Source organism: Hymenobacter segetis (assembly GCF_038448715.1).
GTDB classification, from domain to species: domain Bacteria; phylum Bacteroidota; class Bacteroidia; order Cytophagales; family Hymenobacteraceae; genus Hymenobacter; species Hymenobacter segetis.
Map to the genome: position 1 here is coordinate 26,127 of NZ_JBCEVZ010000044.1, position 16,670 is coordinate 42,796.

16 protein-coding genes are annotated in these 16,670 nt (G+C 62.0%); 9 read left to right on the forward strand and 7 right to left on the reverse strand.

Features of this window, described 5'->3' with window-relative positions; all coding sequences use genetic code 11:
- Positions 1 to 162: 162 nt before the first annotated feature.
- Complete coding sequence (locus AAFH49_RS15930; RefSeq protein ID WP_342299726.1) at positions 163 to 2,730, reverse strand: alpha-amylase family glycosyl hydrolase; 2,568 nt, start codon at positions 2,728 to 2,730, stop codon at positions 163 to 165.
- Between the two features lie 147 nt (positions 2,731 to 2,877).
- Here AAFH49_RS15930 and AAFH49_RS15935 point away from each other — a divergent pair, with 147 nt between their 5' ends.
- Both AAFH49_RS15935 and AAFH49_RS15940 read left to right on the forward strand, forming a co-directional pair.
- Positions 2,878 to 3,789, forward strand: a complete 912-nt coding sequence (locus AAFH49_RS15935; protein WP_342299728.1) for an alpha/beta hydrolase — start codon at positions 2,878 to 2,880, stop codon at positions 3,787 to 3,789.
- Between the two features lie 75 nt (positions 3,790 to 3,864).
- Entirely contained in the window at positions 3,865 to 4,107 is a 243-nt protein-coding gene (locus AAFH49_RS15940; protein ID WP_342299729.1) for a hypothetical protein, read from the forward strand.
- A gap of 431 nt (positions 4,108 to 4,538) precedes the next feature.
- On the opposite strand, the gene AAFH49_RS15945 is transcribed toward AAFH49_RS15940, so the two are convergent.
- Positions 4,539 to 5,264, reverse strand: coding sequence for a Bax inhibitor-1/YccA family protein (locus tag AAFH49_RS15945; RefSeq protein ID WP_342299731.1), 726 nt, complete (start codon positions 5,262 to 5,264; stop codon positions 4,539 to 4,541).
- Positions 5,265 to 5,384: 120 nt separating this feature from the next.
- On the opposite strand from AAFH49_RS15945, the gene AAFH49_RS15950 reads away from it, so the two are divergent.
- Positions 5,385 to 6,857, forward strand: coding sequence for a DNA/RNA non-specific endonuclease (locus tag AAFH49_RS15950; protein ID WP_342299732.1), 1,473 nt, complete (start codon positions 5,385 to 5,387; stop codon positions 6,855 to 6,857).
- A 5-nt stretch (positions 6,858 to 6,862) separates the two neighbouring features.
- On the opposite strand, the gene AAFH49_RS15955 is transcribed toward AAFH49_RS15950, so the two are convergent.
- From AAFH49_RS15955 to rsmA, 5 genes are all read right to left on the reverse strand, one after another.
- Positions 6,863 to 7,693 (reverse strand): alpha/beta hydrolase family protein, encoded by an 831-nt coding sequence (locus AAFH49_RS15955; protein WP_342299734.1) that lies wholly within the window; start codon positions 7,691 to 7,693, stop codon positions 6,863 to 6,865.
- Between the two features lie 101 nt (positions 7,694 to 7,794).
- Entirely contained in the window at positions 7,795 to 8,625 is an 831-nt protein-coding gene (locus tag AAFH49_RS15960; protein WP_342299735.1) for a nuclease A inhibitor family protein, read from the reverse strand.
- 161 nt (positions 8,626 to 8,786) lie between these two features.
- Positions 8,787 to 9,263: a transcription elongation factor GreA gene (greA, locus tag AAFH49_RS15965; protein ID WP_342299737.1), complete on the reverse strand. Its 477-nt coding sequence runs from the start codon at positions 9,261 to 9,263 to the stop codon at positions 8,787 to 8,789.
- A 101-nt stretch (positions 9,264 to 9,364) separates the two neighbouring features.
- Positions 9,365 to 10,330 (reverse strand): NAD(P)-dependent oxidoreductase, encoded by a 966-nt coding sequence (locus AAFH49_RS15970; RefSeq protein ID WP_342299739.1) that lies wholly within the window; start codon positions 10,328 to 10,330, stop codon positions 9,365 to 9,367.
- Positions 10,331 to 10,358: 28 nt separating this feature from the next.
- Positions 10,359 to 11,189 carry a 16S rRNA (adenine(1518)-N(6)/adenine(1519)-N(6))-dimethyltransferase RsmA gene (gene rsmA / locus AAFH49_RS15975; RefSeq protein WP_342299741.1) on the reverse strand — a complete coding sequence of 277 codons (831 nt, stop codon included), beginning with the start codon at positions 11,187 to 11,189 and terminating at the stop codon, positions 10,359 to 10,361.
- Positions 11,190 to 11,391: 202 nt separating this feature from the next.
- On the opposite strand from rsmA, the gene AAFH49_RS15980 reads away from it, so the two are divergent.
- The 6 genes from AAFH49_RS15980 to AAFH49_RS16005 all read left to right on the forward strand — a co-directional run.
- Positions 11,392 to 12,849, forward strand: coding sequence for a leucyl aminopeptidase family protein (locus AAFH49_RS15980; protein WP_342299743.1), 1,458 nt, complete (start codon positions 11,392 to 11,394; stop codon positions 12,847 to 12,849).
- Positions 12,850 to 12,967: 118 nt separating this feature from the next.
- Complete coding sequence (gene pdxA, locus AAFH49_RS15985) at positions 12,968 to 14,002, forward strand: 4-hydroxythreonine-4-phosphate dehydrogenase PdxA (RefSeq protein WP_342299744.1); 1,035 nt, start codon at positions 12,968 to 12,970, stop codon at positions 14,000 to 14,002.
- Positions 14,003 to 14,105: 103 nt separating this feature from the next.
- Complete coding sequence (locus AAFH49_RS15990) at positions 14,106 to 14,639, forward strand: YceD family protein (protein WP_305031445.1); 534 nt, start codon at positions 14,106 to 14,108, stop codon at positions 14,637 to 14,639.
- A 68-nt stretch (positions 14,640 to 14,707) separates the two neighbouring features.
- Entirely contained in the window at positions 14,708 to 14,938 is a 231-nt protein-coding gene (rpmF, locus tag AAFH49_RS15995; protein ID WP_241934098.1) for a 50S ribosomal protein L32, read from the forward strand.
- Positions 14,939 to 15,057: 119 nt separating this feature from the next.
- Complete coding sequence (plsX, locus tag AAFH49_RS16000; protein WP_342299746.1) at positions 15,058 to 15,999, forward strand: phosphate acyltransferase PlsX; 942 nt, start codon at positions 15,058 to 15,060, stop codon at positions 15,997 to 15,999.
- Between the two features lie 148 nt (positions 16,000 to 16,147).
- A partial coding sequence (locus tag AAFH49_RS16005; protein ID WP_483225412.1) for a thiolase family protein occupies positions 16,148 to 16,670 on the forward strand: 523 nt, incomplete at its 3' end.

The window sequence follows — 16,670 nt, forward strand, 5'->3', positions numbered from 1 at the left end:
CGTCAATAAAGCAGAACGTCATGCTGAGCGAAGTCGAAGCATCTCGCGTGCATTAGTAATTCTTTCGTCTAACGATTGATTTACTACCACACGCGAGATGCTTCGACTTCGCTCAGCATGACGTTCTTTTTTGCTGGTTTGTCTCAGTTCAGGCCAACAGCCTTACCGCTCCACCACCAGCCGCTGCATAGCCAAGGCCGCGCCCGACTGCACCCGTACGAAGTACGTGCCAGCTGCCCAACCACTGGTTTCCAGCGCGTAGCTGTTGCCATTGAAGCTGCGGGTTTGCAGCAGGCGACCGGTGAGGTCGAATACTTGGAGTTGGCTTTGGGCGGCCGGGGCGGCGGCCAGGGCCAGGCGAACCGCGCCGGCCGTGGGGTTCGGGTAGAGGGCCACGGCGAAGGCAGGCTGCGCGCTGGCCGTGCTGGTGGCCGTGGTAGAGCGCAGACGCAGCACCCAGGTTTCGTTGGCAGCCAAAGCCGGCAGCGTCGTCGCGAAGCTGCTGAAACCGCCCTGCGCGTTTACCGTGACGGTACCGGCGGCCTGGCCGCTGTACAGCTCAGTTACCTGATAGGTACCGGCAGCCAGCGTCGACATAGCGAGCGAGAGCGTGGAGCCGCTAACCGCCGTGCTGCCCAGGTTGGCGGCAATCAGCGTGGCTTCCTGATTGAAAACACGGGCGTAGGCCATTACCGAAGCAGCCGATGACGTGGCGGGCAGGTAGTAGCCCTTGCGCAGGGTTTCGTTGGCGGTGCGCAGGCCGATGAGCTTCTTGTAGTGGCTGAGCAGCGAGTTCTGGTCGGCCTGCTCGGAAGCCACATTGTAGGTACCGAAGTTGGAGTTAATGCCGCGCCAGGGCGTGCCGGTGGTGAAGCCCGACTGCGTGCCGGCCGTCCACTGCATGGGCTTGCGCTTGTCTTCGTCGGCCCCGGTGCCGGCCATGCCCACTTCCTCGCCGTAGTAAATGAACGGCACGCCGGGCATGGTGAGGTAGAGCGCCGCCGCCTGCTTCATGCGGGCCACATTGCTGCCCAGGCCGTCGAACACGCGGTTCTGGTCGTGGTTGGTGAGGAAGGTGGCGTATTGCAGGCGCGGGTAAAGGCTCGTCACCAGGTTGAGCTGGGTGCGCAGCGCGGTGGGGCTGCCCGTGCTCACGGCACTGATAATGCTGCTGGCCAGGTCAAACTCAAAGCACAGGTCCAGCCGGCTGTTGCGCACGTAGGGAACCACGGCAGTGGTATTGGTCCAGGCCTCACCTACCGACAGCGCGGCCGGGTTCACGGCCTTCAGCGAGTCGTGAAATTCTTCCAGAATGCCGAGGGTTTCGGGGGTGTCGGCGGTGGTAGTGCCGGTTTCTACCAGGTAGCGCACGGCATCGAGCCGGAAGCCGTCCACGCCTTTGCGCAGCCAGAACCGGTCCACATCCCACATCGCGGCCTTGAGCTGGGGGTTGCGCCAGTTCAAATCGGGCATACCGTCATAGAAAGCACCGTAGTAATACTGGCCGTTGCGCAGGTGCCAGCCATTGCCAAATGGCCCAAAGCCCAAATCAGTAGGCGACCACAAATACCAGTTGCGATAAGGGCTGGTGGTGCTGGCGGCCGACTGCGTGAACCACGTATTCTGGCTCGACGAATGGTTGAGCACCATGTCCAAAATCACCTTGATGCCCCGCTGGTGGGCGGCGGCAAGGAAGGCATCAAACTGGGCCATCGTGCCATAATCCGGCTCCACGGCCTTGTAGTCGTTGATATCGTAGCCGTGGTAGCTGGGCGAGTCCATGATGGGCATCAGCCAGAGGCCGGTCACGCCCAGGTCAGTGGTGGTGGCGGGGTTGCCGTCGTTCAGGTAGTCCAGCTTCTGGGTCAGGCCCACGAAGTCGCCTTTGCCGTCGCCGTTGCTGTCGTAGAAGCTGCGCACGAATACTTCGTAAAACACCGCATCATTCCACCAATAAGTCGGGTAGCTGGTGAGCGTAGCCCCGTTGCAGGCGGTGCAGGTACCGAAGCAGTAGCTCGGCGTGGTGTTCACGGCGGCGGTGGCGTTCACCACGCGGGTGAGGGTGCCTGTGGCATCAGCGGTGCCGCAGGCGGCTGGGATGGTTTCGGCCCCGGCCAGGGTGTTGCCGTTCACGAAGCGGTACTGGAACATGCCGGGGGCCGGCAGCGAAATCGTCACCTCATATATACCGTCGCTGTTGTCGTCGGTCAGGGGCAGCGCGGTGGCGTCGTTGTTTGAGCCGTAGCCGGCCAGGGCCTGGAAATTACCTACCACGTGCACGCCGGTGCGGGCCACGGTCTGGCCGGTCATGTCCACGGCAAAGCGCAGCTGCGGGGCGCAGCCGGCAAACGCCACGATGGGCAGCCGCACGGCCGAGCCGCCCACGATTACCTGCCGGTTCACGTTGCCGCCGCCATCGGTGATGCCGCAGGTGGCGGGCACCAGCTCGGATGTATTCCACCCGTTACCGTTCACGAATTTGTAGAGGTAGGTGCCGGCCGGCACGTTCACGGTGGCCTCCCACACATGGTCGCCGTCGGCATCGGTCAGGGCCGTGGTGGCGGGGTTCCAGTCGGCCGGAAAGCCGGCGGCGGCTTGGAAATTACCCGCTACGTGCACCCCTCCGGCGGGCACGGCCGTGGTGCCCATATCAACCCGAAACGTGAGCTGATTGGCTTGCGCGCTGCCCCAACCGGCCAGCAGCGAAATAATAAGTAAGCGAAATTTCATTGATTAATATTTAATAGAATCAAAGCTTAAAGGTACGCCGCCGGACCGCCAGACCGTCATGCAGAGCGCAGCGAAGCATCTTTACCGCAGTAGTAATCCAATCGAAAGGATTTACTATTGCGGTAAAGATGCTTCGCTACGCTCTGCATGACCACCATCATTACCCTGCCCCCAACCATGCTCCCCTTCCGCCTCCTGCTCCTCGCCTGCCTGCTCCTCACCGCCACCGCGGCCCGCGCCGCCCGCGTCGATACCCTGGCCATTCCGAGCGCGGCCATGCACAAAACCTACCGCGCCGCCGTGGTGCTCCCGGCTTCTTATGCGAAGAATAAAAAGGCCAATTACCCGGTGCTGTACCTGCTGCACGGGGCCTGGGGCCACTTTTCCGACTGGCTGAACAAGACGCCCGACAAGCAGCTCCTCCACCGCCTGGCCGACCAGTACAACCTGATTATCGTGAACCCCGAGGGCGAAACCTTCAGCTTCTACCTCAACAGCCCCGTGAGCCCCGACAGCCAGTTTGAAACCTACCTCACCCAGGAAATCATCCAGAAAATCGACCAGACCTACCGCACCGTGGCCGACCGCAAGGGCCGCGTCATCGCCGGCCTGAGTATGGGCGGGCACGGCGCGCTCTACCTCTCGGCCCGCCACCCGGACCTGTACTGCGCCGCCGGCAGCATGAGCGGGGCCCTCGATTTGACCAGCCTCAACCGCAAGCTCTCCCCCGCCGATGCCGCCCAGCGGGCCAAGCTATGGACCCCGATTCTGGGCTCCGAAACCGATAATCCCGAGCGCTTCGCCGCCAATTCCGTCATCAGTCTGGTCGACCAGATGCACCGCAACGCCCTGCCCCTCATCTTCGACTGCGGCGTGGACGACGGCCTCATCGACATCAACCGCGAGCTGCACCGCCGCCTCGTGTACAGCCACATTCCGCACGACTACACCGAGCGCCCCGGGGCCCACACCTGGGAATACTGGCAAACGGCCCTGCCCTACCAGGTGCTGTTTCTGACCAATGTATTGCAGGCCAACGGCACGACGGTGCCACATTAAATCGGGCTTAAAATGCACCTCCCGTAGCCAGCTGGCCGTTAGCATGGGCAATTTCATCAGCCCCCCTGCCTGCTCATGCTCACCCCCCTTTTCCCGCGCCTGCTGCTGCTGGCCCTCCTCGCCGGCTGCGGCCACAAGCCCGACGGCACCCCCTACGGCCTGAACCCCACCAAACACCCCCACGGCCACGCCAAAGCCGCCGCCGACAGCGCCGCCCGCTACGACCACTACACCAAAGGCATCCCCAAGGGGGCCGAGGCCAACGCCATCAGCAACGGCGGCACCCAGGGCCAGGTCGACCAGCCGGCGGGGCAATAGCTGACTGGGGTTGAAATTGGGTTAATACCGGCTGGTTCTCCAAATCATCGCCCCAACCACCCCCACCTACGCCACGGCGACCCAAACCCTCGCCACGCCTATCCAAACTGCCGCCCCGACTGTCCAAATACTCACCACGGGTTTCCAAACGGCCGCCACGAGTCCCCAAACCCTCGCCGCAGCCTTCCAAACGGCCGCCACGACTCTCCAAACACCCGCCACAGGTTTCCTAATCCAAGGTTCACACAGAAAAATCCTAGTCTCACTCATTTAAACCCCGGCCACGACGACTGCCCGGAGCGGAGCGCGGCTAATGGCCCCCATTATCTTCTGCCTTACCAGCGCCTACCCCGCCAAACTGAACAAGCAAAAAGGCCCGCTGGCAATACCAGCGGGCCTTTTTAGCACCATCAAGAAGCAGCAAACTGGCGCTACCGCCGCCGCCCGAAAATGCGCAGCAGAAACAGGAATAGGTTCACAAAATCCAGATACAGCGTGAGCGCACCCAGGATGGAAGCCTTGTGGCTCATCTCCTCGCCTTCCGTCACGCCCAGCAGCGCCAGCTGCTTCAGTTTCTGGGTGTCGTAGGCCGTGAGGGCCGTAAAAATCAGCACTCCGATGAAGGACGTGACGATTTCCAGCACCGAGTTATTGAGAAAGATATTGACCACCATGGCGATGACCAGGCCGATAACGGCCATGCTCAGCAGCTTGCCCCAGCCCGACAAATCAGCCTTGGTGAAGTAGCCAAAGAGGCTCATGACGCCAAACGTGCCCGCCGTGACGAAGAACGTGGAGGCGATGGACGCGGAGGTATAGGCCAGAAACACGCAGCTCAGCGTCACGCCATTCAGCACGGCGTAGCCCACGAAGGCCGCCTGCACCTTGCCCAGGCTCCAGTCGAAGATGCGGGCCGAGAGAAAACCCACGATAACCAGCTCCAGAATAATCAGCCCCAGAAACACGAACCGGGTGCCAAAAACGAAGTTTATCAGCTCCGGCGACGTGGAGGCGAACATGGCAATGCCGCCCGTCAGGCCCAGGCCGGCGGCCATCCAGCCGTACACCTGCGCAAAAAAGCGGGACTGAATTTCCGCGGCTTCCTCGGCCGAGATTTGTACCGACCGAGGCTCGGGATTGAATTGATTGTCTTCCATAAAACAGGTAAGCGAAAGGGAGTGAAAAGTGAATAGTGCGGCTAAGCTAAGCAAATGCCCGGGCTCCTGAATGAGTTCAACGTGCCCCGGCCCCAATAACCCGGCGCATATCTTCGCCCCATGCTACGCTTTCTTCCCCTCGCGGCGGCTTTTGCCCTGCTCGCCTGCTCGCCGCAATCCGCCGAAACCGGTTCCGCCTCCGCCACCCGGCAGCCCGCCTCCGCGCACCAAACGCCCGCCCCCGCTCCCTTCCCCGAAACCTTCGAGGCCGGCAGCAAGGGCGCTTACGAAGAGGCCGACGAGCCCCTGGCCACCGGGGCCTGGCACTTTCAGGATGCCCTCATCGGCAGCAGCCCGCAGGACCACAAGGCCGGCGAGCGGGCCGCCCGCCTGCGCAACCTGGGCCGCATTTCCATGCGCTTCGATGCCGCCGCCGGGGTGCGGCGCATCACCATTTCGGCCGCCGCCTACGGCCAGGACGGCCCCAGCACCTGGGAGCTGTGGCTGAGCCGCGACGGCGGCCGCACCTACGCCCGCACCGGCGCGCCGGTGGTCACGAGCGGCCCCGCGCTCACGCCCCACGTCTTCGCAGGCCTCGCCAACGAGCCGCTGCGCCTGGAAATCCGCAAAACCAGCGGCCCGAAAAACCGGCTCGACATCGACGACATCACCCTCGAAACCGCCGCCGGCCCCGCCGTGGCCGTGGGCGCCGGGGCCACGGGCGGCTACTTTGAAAATCGAAATAATCCGCAGGCTCCGGCCAAGCAGCCCGCGCCGGCCACCACGCAGTACCCGGCCGGCACCGGCACGGGCACCGCCCAGGACCCCAACGATGCCAATATGGCCCTCGGCAACCCCAGCGGCGCGACTTCCGACCCCAACAACGCCAGCAATTACCTGCTCGTCCATCCCGAATTCACCATCGGCTACAACGCCCCGCGCGGCACCCCCACCTGGGTGAGCTGGCACATCGACAAAGCCGACCTCGGCCAGGCCCCGCGCCAGAACAACTTCCGGCCCGATGCCGCCCTGCCCCGCCAGTTCTACCAGGTGACGCCCGCCAGCTACGCCCGCTCCGGCTTCGACAAAGGCCACAACTGCCCCAGCGGCGACCGCACCGCCGACCTCGACGCCAATTCCAACACCTTCCTGATGACCAACATGGTGCCCCAGGCCCCGCACAACAACCAGCAAACCTGGGCCCACCTCGAAGAATACGGCCGCTCGCAAGTGCAGCGCGGCCAGGAAATCTACGTCATCATGGGCAGCTACGGCCGCGGCGGCACCGGCGCCAACGGCTTCTTCGAAACCCTCGACCAGGGCCGCGTAACAGTACCTGCCCGCATCTGGAAAGTCATGGTCATTCTGCCCGACGGCACCAACGACCTCCAGCGCATTGCCACCGACCCAGCCGTGCGCGTACTGGCCGTCGACACACCCAACGACAATAACACCGTAAGCCCCGATTGGCGGCAGTATTTGACTTCCGTCGATAAAATCGAAGCCGCCACCGGCCTCGATTTGCTCAGCGCCCTGCCCCGCCCCGCCCAGGCCCGCCTGCAAAAGCTGGTGGACACCGGCCGGGCGGAGTAGCCGCCCTAGCTCCGCTTTGCAGCCAGAAAGCGCGTCACCTCACGCACGTACTTGTCGCCGTACTCCGCCTCGCTCAACCGGTAAAAACCTTCCTGGTGCCCACCTTCGAAGCAGAGCACCTGCCGCCGCTGCCGCCACCGGGCCTGCCGCGCCACTACTACTGAGTCGGCCAATGGCGTGTTTTTATCGGCGGTGCCGCCCACCAGCAGCCAAGGGCAATTCACGCGGCGCGCTACCAGCGCATAGTCGGCCGCCTCGGCGGGCAGCGTCACCACTTTCTGGCTTCGCTGAAAGGCCGCAGCTACCAGCCGTTGCGGGCTGGCCACGTAGCCTTCGGCAATGAGAAAGTCGCATTTGCTGGTGGCCGCAACCTCCGAGCCCATAATAGTGCCCATCGAGAAGCCAATAATGCCTGTGCGGTTGCGCGGGTAGCGCAGCCGGGCATCGGCCAGCACGGTGCGCAGGTCGGTGCTGAACTCGGGGTAGTACAGCCGTTGCTGCTCAATGGCAAAGTCGCTGCTGTGCCCGAAACCCCGGTAATCAAACATATACACCCGGTAGCCAGCCTTACTGAGCGCCTGCGCCTGATAGATGAAATACGACATGTTGTTCATGTCGCCGTAGGCCATTACCATGGTCGTGTGCTGGTCGGGCACGTTGGCGGCGGGCTCCACTATCCAGCCGGCCAGTTGGGCGTGGTCGGGCGTAGCAAGGGCGGTGGTCTGGTAGCGCAGGCCCAGCGAATCGGGCGTGGCCACCCACTCGCGGCTGGGCTTCAGCGCCCAGGCTCCGGAGCTCAGCAACAAGAAAAAACTCACCAGTAGAACGCGGCACATAAGCAGGAAACAAAAATGGGGGAGAAAGACTGTCGCTACAGACAGCCTTTCTCCCCCATCGTTGCAGCCCGCCGTACCCAATGGGCACCGGCCGGTTTTCATCACGTTTCAGTCAGCACCGTTTTGAAGCCGGCTAGGGTGCCGTCCGCCATCCGCCCCAGGGCGTAGGCGTGGATTTGCGGGCCGCTGCCCACGCGGTACACCTGCACGCCGTCCATGTCCTGCTTCATAAACATTTGCAGGGCTTTGTAGCGGTTTGAAAGCGCCACGTCGCCGAGCACGCCATCATCGGCCGTGTGGTTGCGCAGAAACTGCGTCAGCTCCACGGTTTCTACTTTGGCATCGGCCGGCTCGCCCAGCAGCTTCAGCAGCGCGGCGTTGCTGAGTTCGCCACCCGGCGCGGTATAGGCCACCGCTTCCAGCGGCGCGTCCGATTCGCTCATAAAGTGCAGGCCGGCCACCTGCTTTTGCAGCTCGGCCGGCACGGCGGCGGCGGCAGTAGCGCCGGACGGCTTGGCCTCGGCCAAGCCACTGCCACCTTCCACTTTGGCGGCAATGGCGGCGGCCAATTCCTTCATCCGGTCTTCGGGCACCTTGATTTTGGGGTTGGCGAAGTTCATGTCCGACACCTTATTCATCGGAATGAGGTGAATGTGCGCGTGCGGCACTTCCAGCCCAATCACGGCCACACCGATGCGCTTGCACGGCACGGCGGCCTGCACGGCCTTGGCCACGCGCTGCGCGAAAACGTGCAGCGCCGCCAGCTCATCGGCCGGCATGTCGAAAATGTAGTCGACTTCCTTTTTCGGAATCACCAGCGCGTGGCCTTCCACCAGCGGCGTTATGTCGAGAAAAGCCAGGTGGCGGCCATCCTCGGCCACTTTATAGGCCGGCAGTTCGCCGGAAACGATGCGGGAGAAAATCGAAGGCATGGGCGGGTTGGTTGTTAGTTATTCGTTGTCCGTTGTCAGGTCGCTGATGCAAATAAACGAGAAGCAACTACCTCCGGCTGCCTCACCGACCAAAAACAGTTAGGGCAGCACCTTTCGGCACTGCCCTAACAACTGACAACGAGCAACTGACAACTAACCTACTAGCGCGAAATCTCCAGAATCTCGAACTGCAGCTTGCCGGCGGGCACCGTGATTTCGGCCGTATCACCGGCCGATTTGCCCAGCAGGCCTTTGCCAATCGGCGACTTCACCGAGATTTTGCCGGCGGCCAGGTTGGCCTCTTCCTCGGCCACCAAGGTGTAGTCGAGCACCATGTTGTTCTTCAGATTTTTCAGCTTCACCTTGCTCATGATGAGCACCTTGCTGAAATCCATATTGGTTTCGTCGATGAGGCGGGCGTTGCCCAGCACCTCTTCGAGCTTCGATATTTTGAGTTCCAGCAGGCCCTGGGCGTCCTTGGCGGCATCGTATTCGGCGTTTTCGCTCAGGTCGCCTTTGTCGCGGGCTTCGCGCAGGTCTTCAGCGGCCTTGGCCCGGCCCCGGATTTTGAGGTCCTGGAGGTCATCCTTCAGTTTTTGCAGGCCCTCGGGGGTGTAATAATTGATGGTGGTGGCCATGGGAGTAGATGCTTGACGGTTTGGCTAAAAAGCAAGGAGAACGGCTGGCACTGCCAACCGTTCTCCCTTCTTAGGTTCCCAGCAAAGATACGCAAAACGAATTAGCTCCCCGCGTTTGCCCCCAGCGCCCCGGCCCGAAAAGCCCGAATTTTCTCCACCAGCACTTCGTTAATTCGCGCATAACTCTCAAATGTCCAACCGCCTACGTGCGGCGTGAGCACCACATTCGGGGCAGTTCTTAGGGAATCGAACGTGGCCTGCTGCGCCGGGCTGAGGTTGTTGAGCTTCTCATTATCGAGCACATCGAGCGCCGCGCCGCGCACCGTGCCCGCCTTTAGGCTTTGCACCAGCGCGGCCTGGTCCACTACTTCGCCCCGCGCCGTGTTCATCACCCAAATCGGCTTGGCGAAACCGGCCAGGAAGGCTTCATCCACAAAATGATGATTGGCCGTCGAGTACGGAATGTGCAGGCTGAGCACGTCGGTCCGCGCCTGCAACTCATTCAGCGGCACCAAGGTGGCGTGGCCGTCGGTGGTCACGGCCGGGTCATTATCGTGCGCCAGCACCGTGCAGCCAAATGCTCCCAAGCGCCGCGCAAAGGCCCGGCCCATGTGCCCATAGCCCAGCAAGCCAATGGTTTTGCCCCCGATTTCCTCGCCCCGGCTGGCCTCGCGCCGCCACTGGCCCTGGCGCACCTCGTGGTCGGCCCGCACAATGTTGCGCAGCAGCCCCAGCAGCAGGCCCACGGCAAACTCGCCCACCGCGTCGCGGTTGCCCTCCGGCGCGTTCAGCAGCGTCACGCCGGCCGCCGCCATCGCGGCTTCGTCGATATTATCGGTGCCGGCCCCAGCGCGGGCCACGTAGCGCAGCTGCGGGCCGTGGGCGAGCAAGTCGGCGGTCACGCGCAATTTGCTGCGCACTACTAAGCCTTCGTAAGGCTTGGCGGCGAGGGCAGCGGGCACTTCCGCAGCGGTAAGGTTGGGTTGGTAATCGATTTCGACACCGATGCTTTGGAGCAGCGGTTGCAGCGAGGGGTGCATTTCGTCAACAACGAGGCAAACGCTCATGGTATTCAGATATTTATTCAGCCACTATTTATTCAGCCACGTCGTCAATATTCAAATCCGGCAGTGATGCCCCCGCCGCCTGATGCTGCGCCACGCGCTGCGTCAACCCCACGAAATCGGCCACGCCCAACTGCTCGGCGCGCTTCTCGAAAATGGGGTCGGTGGTGGCTTCGGCCGGCATTCCGAACGGTTTCAGCGCATTGCGCAACGTCTTGCGACGCGTCTGAAACGCCTGCTTCACCACCCGGAAAAACAGCTTCTCGTCACAGTCCAGCTGCAGCGTGTCGTTGCGCGTGAGGCGCACCACGGCCGATTCCACCTTGGGCGGCGGGTTGAAAACGTGCGGCGGTACCGTGAACAGATACTCAATCTTATAGAAGGCCTGCAAGAGCACGCTCAGGATGCCGTAAGTTTTCGAGCCGGGCGGCTCGGCCAGGCGCTGGGCCACTTCCTTCTGAATCATGCCCACCACCTCGCGCACCTGCTGGCGGTTGTTGAGCACCGCGAAAAAAATCTGGCTGCTGATATTGTAGGGAAAGTTGCCGATGATGGCCAGCGGCTGGTCCGGAAACATCGTGGCCAGACTTTGCTTCAGAAAATCAGTGGCGTAGATGCGGTCGGCCAGCGCCGGGTAGTGCACTTTCAAATAGGCTACTGATTCAGTATCAATTTCAACCACGCTGGTCTGGTAGGCCGGGTTCTGGAGCAGGTACTGCGTGAGTACACCCATACCCGGCCCAATTTCGAGCACTTCTTTCACGCCATCGGGCAGCTGCAGCGCGCCCACGATGTTGCGGGCAATATTCGGGTCGGCCAGAAAGTGCTGGCCCAGATGCTTTTTGGGGCGAACGGTATTCACGGGAATGTCTTTTAATGTATTAGCAGAACGTCAGGCTGAGCTTGCTGAAACAGCTCTACTGCTTCGTTGCATCAGCCTGGGGTATTTGCGCAGCAGAGATGCTTTGGTAAGCTCAGCCTGACGGTCTATAACTACCGTCAGAAAAACCTTGCTACCTAAACAGTACCTTGCGGCCTCAAATCTACGGCCTTCAACTCCGCTTATGTCCTTAGCCCTCGCTCACGCGGCCACCGCGCCCGCCCAGTCCACGCAGGTTTTCATTCTGCCCACTGGCACCACTACCCTGCCCGATGCCGCCGCCGGCGACCTTTCGGCCGCGGCCCGCCAGTACGTATCCGCCGCCCTCGCCGACGACCAGAAGCTCGTTCATCTCAATCATTTCAGCCATCACCACTTCTTCGTGGTGCTCGCCGATAAGCCCACCGCCGCCCAGGTAGCCGAGCAGCTGCGCCGCGCCGGCCACACCCTTCACGGCCAGCTTAAAACCGAAAAAACCGCCGAAGTTTTCATCCAGAACCTCAGCGCCACGCCCAACGCGGCCCTGCTGCTGGCCGAAGGCCTGGCCCTGACCGCCTACCAGTTCGAAGGCTACAAAACCGACGAGAAATCGCGCAAAGCCCCGGCGCTGAAAGAAGTTTATCTGGTCGGCAACGCCGCCACCGCCGCCCAAATCCACGAGCTGAATGGACTGCTCCAAGGCGTTATCCTGGCCCGCGACCTTGTCAACGCCCCCCTCAATAAGCTGAACGCCGTGCAGTTTGCCGAGCGCATGGCCCAGGCCGGCGACGAAGCCGGCTACACCACCGACATTCTCGACTTGGCCAAAATCGAAGCCCTGCGCATGGGCGGTCTGCTCGCCGTCAACCTCGGCTCGCCCGAGCCGCCCACCTTCAGCATCCTCGAATACAAGCCCGCCAACGCCAAAAACGAGAAGCCCTACGTCCTCGTCGGCAAAGGCGTGGTGTTCGATACCGGCGGCCTCAGCCTCAAGCCCACGCCCAACAGCATGGACATGATGAAGTGCGACATGGCCGGCGGCGCAGCCGTGGCCGGCACCCTCTTCGCCTTGGCCAAAAACCAGGTCCCGTTGCACGTCATCGGCCTCGTGCCCGCCACCGACAACCGCCCCGGCGGCCTCGCTTACGCTCCCGGCGATGTCATCACGATGCACTCCGGCCTCACCGTCGAAGTAAAAAACACCGACGCCGAAGGCCGCCTGCTCCTCGCAGATGCCCTCAGCTTCGCCAAGCGCTACGAGCCCGAGCTGGTCATCGACCTCGCCACCCTCACCGGCGCCGCCGTGCGCGCCCTCGGCACCGAAGCCTCGGCCTCCATGGGTACCGCCGAGCCCGCCACCCTGCAAAAACTCTCCGAAGCCGGCTACACCGTGCACGAGCGCCTCGTGGAGTTTCCGCTCTGGGATGAGTATGCCGACCACATCAAGTCCGACATCGCCGACCTCAGCAACCTGGGCAAGGGCGAAGCCGGCCACATTTCCGCCGCCAAGTTCCTGGAACGCTTCGCCGTGGGCTACCCCTGGATTCACCTCGACATCGCCGGCCCGGCCTTCCTCACCGCGCCCGAGAGCTACCGTGGCAAGGGCGGCACCGGCACCGGCGTGCGCCTGCTGTATGAGTTTCTGACCAAGCACATTGCCTAAAGGAACGTCATGCAGAGCGCAGCGAAGCATCTCGCGTGCCACCACTTACCCAATCGAATGAGTCACTGCTGCACGCGAGATGCTTCGCTGCGCTCTGCATGACGTTCCTCTCCTGACAATGCCCCACAACCTCCCCCGCCTCGGCTTCTCCGTGGGCGACCTCGCCGGCATCGGCCCCGAAGTCATTTACAAAACCCTGCTCGATGAGCGCCTGCTGAAAATCTGCACGCCCGTCATCTACGGCACGGCCACGGCGCTGTTCGACGATTTCCCCACCCCCGCCGATACCGAGCACCTCCAGTTTCGCCAGCTGCGCGACGCGGCCGACATCGCCCCCGGCCGCCTCAACGCCGTGACCTGCTGGGATGAGGATTTCGTTCTTGCCCCCGGCCAGCCCTCCCCCGCCACCGGCGCGGCCGCCCGCGAAAGCCTGCTCTGCGCCGCCCGCGACCTTAAGGCCGGCAAGCTCGATGGCATCGTGACGGCCCCCATCAGCAAAGACAATACCCAAGCCGACGACTTCCGCTACCCCGGCCACACCGAATTTCTCACCAGCTACTTCGAGGCCCCCGAAAGCCTCATGTTCTTGGTGGATGAGGACGCGGGCCTACGCATTGCCACCGTCACCGGCCACATTCCGCTCAAGGACGTGCCCGCCCGCCTCACACCGGAGCTCCTACGCACCAAAATCACCCTATTGCTCAAGTCGCTTAAAAACGATTTCGGCATCCTCAAGCCGCGCATTGCCGTGCTCGGCCTCAACCCCCACGCCGGCGAAAACGGCCTGCTCGGCAAGGAAGAAGGTGATATCGTAACCCCCGTCATCCAGCAATTTGCCCACGACGGCCACCTCGTCGTCGGCCCTTTCCCGGCCGATGGCTACTTCGGCACCCAGCAGTTCCGGCAGTTCGATGCCACGTTGGCCCTCTACCACGACCAGGGCCTGATTCCCTTCAAGCTCATGGCTTTCGAGCGCGGCGTAAACTTCACCGCCGGGCTTTCGGTAGTCCGCACCTCCCCCGACCACGGCACCGCCTACGGCCTAGCCGGCCAGTACAAAGCCGATGAATCGTCTTTCCGCGCCGCCGTGTATCTGGCCTGCGACATCTGGAAACAGCGCTGGGAAGATGCTCAGCCGCGCTCGGCGCGGTAGCCGTAAAAGGGCTTTTCTGGCAACTTGCTACCGAGAAACTTAGCCGTTTTTTTGGCAAAAAGCCGGATTTTCACTACTTTTGCCCCCTGCTATCCAGCCGACCGTGAAAAAAGAAAGCAAATACGACCTCAACCTGGCCAAGCTGGCGCTGAAAACGCACCACTTTGAGTTCGAGTTGGGTCCCGAATTCTTCGCCTTATTCGACCAGCCTCTGGTGGAACAAGGCCACCTGCACGCCGACGTGGAACTCATTAAAACCGAGCGGCTGATGACACTGAACTTCCATATCACCGGCACCGTGCAGCTCACCTGCGACCGGAGCCTTGATGAGTTCGACCAGCCGCTGGACATTCACGAACAACTGCTGGTGCGCTTCGGCGACGAGGCCAAGGAGCTGGACGACAACGTGCTGCAAATCACGCCCGAAACCCAGACTCTGCCCCTCGCCCAGCACCTCTACGATTACATTGGTTTGGCCCTGCCCATGAAGAAGCTGCACCCGCGCTTCCAGGACGAGGCCGACGATAACCCCGACGCGCCGACCAAGCTCATCTTCAGCACCCGTCCTGCCGATGATGCGCCCGACGACGACGAGCCGGCCGACCCACGTTGGGCCGCGCTGCGCAATTTGAATTAATCCGTCAGTGCCCCGAGTCGCTCCCCACTCGTTAACCGCAACTTCAATCCCCTAATTTCAACTCAACCATGGCACATCCTAAGCGCCGCACCTCTTCCGCCGTTCGCGACAAGCGTCGTACCCACTACAAGCTGACCCCTAAGGCCGTGACCTTGTGCCCCAACACGGGCGAGCTGCACCTGCGCCACAAGGCGTACGTGGTAGACGGCGACCTGTACCACAACGGCCAGCTGGCCATCAAAAACTACGCTAAAACCAACGCTGCCCCGGCAGCCGACGTTGCCGAAGACGACGAATAGCGCGTTTGGTTGTTACTTCGCGGCACCACATGGTCCGGCCTCGCTCCTTTTTTAAGCCAGCGGGGCCGGATTTTTGGTACTTTTGACTTTCCGCTGACCTCCCTCCAAACACCTCTTTCATGAAAATAGCCCTCGACGCAATGGGCGGCGATTTCGCCCCCCAAGCCGCCGTGGCGGGTGCCCTACTGGCCGCCGAAAAGCTCGCCGGCCGGGCCACCATTGTCCTCATCGGCCAGGAAGACGCCGTGCGTCCCCTGCTCCAGGCTGCCGGCCCCGCCGCAGCCGCGCTCGAGTTCGTTCCCGCGTCGCAGGTAATCGACATGGGCGAACACCCCGCCAAAGCCTTCCAGCAGAAGCAGGATTCGAGTATTGCCGTGGGCTACAAAATGCTCCTCGCGGGCGAAGTCGATGCTTTCTGCTCGGCCGGCAACACGGGTGCCATGCTCGTAGGCGCCATGCTCACGGTGAAGGCCGTGCCCGGCGTTATTCGCCCGGCTATCGCCAACTTCGTTCCCAAAATGACCGGCGAATTCGGCATCCTGCTTGATGTGGGAGCCAACGCCGAATGCAAACCCGAGATGCTGGAGCAATTCGGCGAGCTCGGATTTTTGTATGCCCGCTATGTGCTGGGCATCGAGCAGCCCAAAGTGGGCCTCGTGAACCTGGGCGAGGAAGAGGGCAAGGGTACGCCCATCACCCAGGCCGCGCACCAGCTGCTGAAGGTGAACCCGCACATCAACTTCGTGGGCAATGTGGAAGGCCGCGACATGTTCAACGAGAAAGCCGACGTGATTGTGTGCGACGGCTTCACGGGCAACATTTTGCTAAAGATGGCCGAATCCATCTACGAAATGATGGAGCAGAAGCACATCCACGACCCGTTCTTCGACAAGTTCAACTACGAGGCCGTGGGTGGTTCGCCCATCTTGGGCATCAACGACAACGCCATCATCGGGCACGGGCGTAGCACGCCTCTGGCCATCGGCAACATGCTGGTGCAGGGCTTCAATATGGCCGACTCCGGGATTGTTGACCAAATAAAGGCTACTTTTAAGTCTTAGCCCCGGTTCCCGGCAGTGAAAAACCTCCGGCTTCGGCCGGATTTTTTTTAGACGCTTGGCGCTCATTGCCGGAGGGTTGAGTGGCCGAACTCGGCCGCACAGCCGCCCGAATTCCCATTTTACGCTTGCCCCGCCTACTTTTGCCCGTATGAAGATTACTGCCGCCATCACTGGTGTGGGCTCCTATGTGCCCGACTATGTGCTAACCAATGCCGAGCTTGAAAAGCTGGTGGATACCAACGACGAGTGGATTATGTCGCGCACCGGCATCCGGGAGCGGCGGATTCTGAAGGGCGAGAACCAGGGTACTTCCGTGATGGGCATCAAGGCAGTGCAGCGCTTGTTGGAGAAAACCGGCACCAATCCCGAGGACGTGGAGCTGCTGATTTGCGCCACGACCACCCCCGATTTGCTGTTTCCAGCCACCGCTAATATCATTTCCAACGGCGTGGGCGTCACCAAGGCGTTCAGCTTTGATATGAACGCAGCGTGCTCGACCTTTCTGTTTGCGCTGGCCACGGGCGCGCAATACATTCAGGCCGGCACGCACAAAAAAGTGATTGTGGTGGGCGCTGATAAAATGTCGGCCATCGTGGACTACACCGACCGCGCCAACTGCATCTTGTTTGGCGACGGCGCGGCGGCCGTATTGCTCGAACCCAGCACCGATG

What these genes read in the sequence shown, in the direction of transcription:
- AAFH49_RS15970 (WP_342299739.1), bottom strand. Translation starts at nt 10,330, where the DNA reads ATGAGCGTTTGCCTCGTTGTTGACGAAATGCACCCCTCGCTGCAACCG.
- AAFH49_RS15935 (WP_342299728.1), top strand. Translation starts at nt 2,878, where the DNA reads ATGACCACCATCATTACCCTGCCCCCAACCATGCTCCCCTTCCGCCTC.
- AAFH49_RS15960 (WP_342299735.1), bottom strand. Translation starts at nt 8,625, where the DNA reads ATGCCTTCGATTTTCTCCCGCATCGTTTCCGGCGAACTGCCGGCCTAT.
- pdxA (WP_342299744.1), top strand. Translation starts at nt 12,968, where the DNA reads ATGCCCCACAACCTCCCCCGCCTCGGCTTCTCCGTGGGCGACCTCGCC.
- AAFH49_RS15955 (WP_342299734.1), bottom strand. Translation starts at nt 7,693, where the DNA reads ATGTGCCGCGTTCTACTGGTGAGTTTTTTCTTGTTGCTGAGCTCCGGA.
- AAFH49_RS15950 (WP_342299732.1), top strand. Translation starts at nt 5,385, where the DNA reads ATGCTACGCTTTCTTCCCCTCGCGGCGGCTTTTGCCCTGCTCGCCTGC.
- rpmF (WP_241934098.1), top strand. Translation starts at nt 14,708, where the DNA reads ATGGCACATCCTAAGCGCCGCACCTCTTCCGCCGTTCGCGACAAGCGT.
- greA (WP_342299737.1), bottom strand. Translation starts at nt 9,263, where the DNA reads ATGGCCACCACCATCAATTATTACACCCCCGAGGGCCTGCAAAAACTG.
- plsX (WP_342299746.1), top strand. Translation starts at nt 15,058, where the DNA reads ATGAAAATAGCCCTCGACGCAATGGGCGGCGATTTCGCCCCCCAAGCC.
- AAFH49_RS15930 (WP_342299726.1), bottom strand. Translation starts at nt 2,730, where the DNA reads ATGAAATTTCGCTTACTTATTATTTCGCTGCTGGCCGGTTGGGGCAGC.
- AAFH49_RS15940 (WP_342299729.1), top strand. Translation starts at nt 3,865, where the DNA reads ATGCTCACCCCCCTTTTCCCGCGCCTGCTGCTGCTGGCCCTCCTCGCC.
- AAFH49_RS15980 (WP_342299743.1), top strand. Translation starts at nt 11,392, where the DNA reads ATGTCCTTAGCCCTCGCTCACGCGGCCACCGCGCCCGCCCAGTCCACG.
- AAFH49_RS15945 (WP_342299731.1), bottom strand. Translation starts at nt 5,264, where the DNA reads ATGGAAGACAATCAATTCAATCCCGAGCCTCGGTCGGTACAAATCTCG.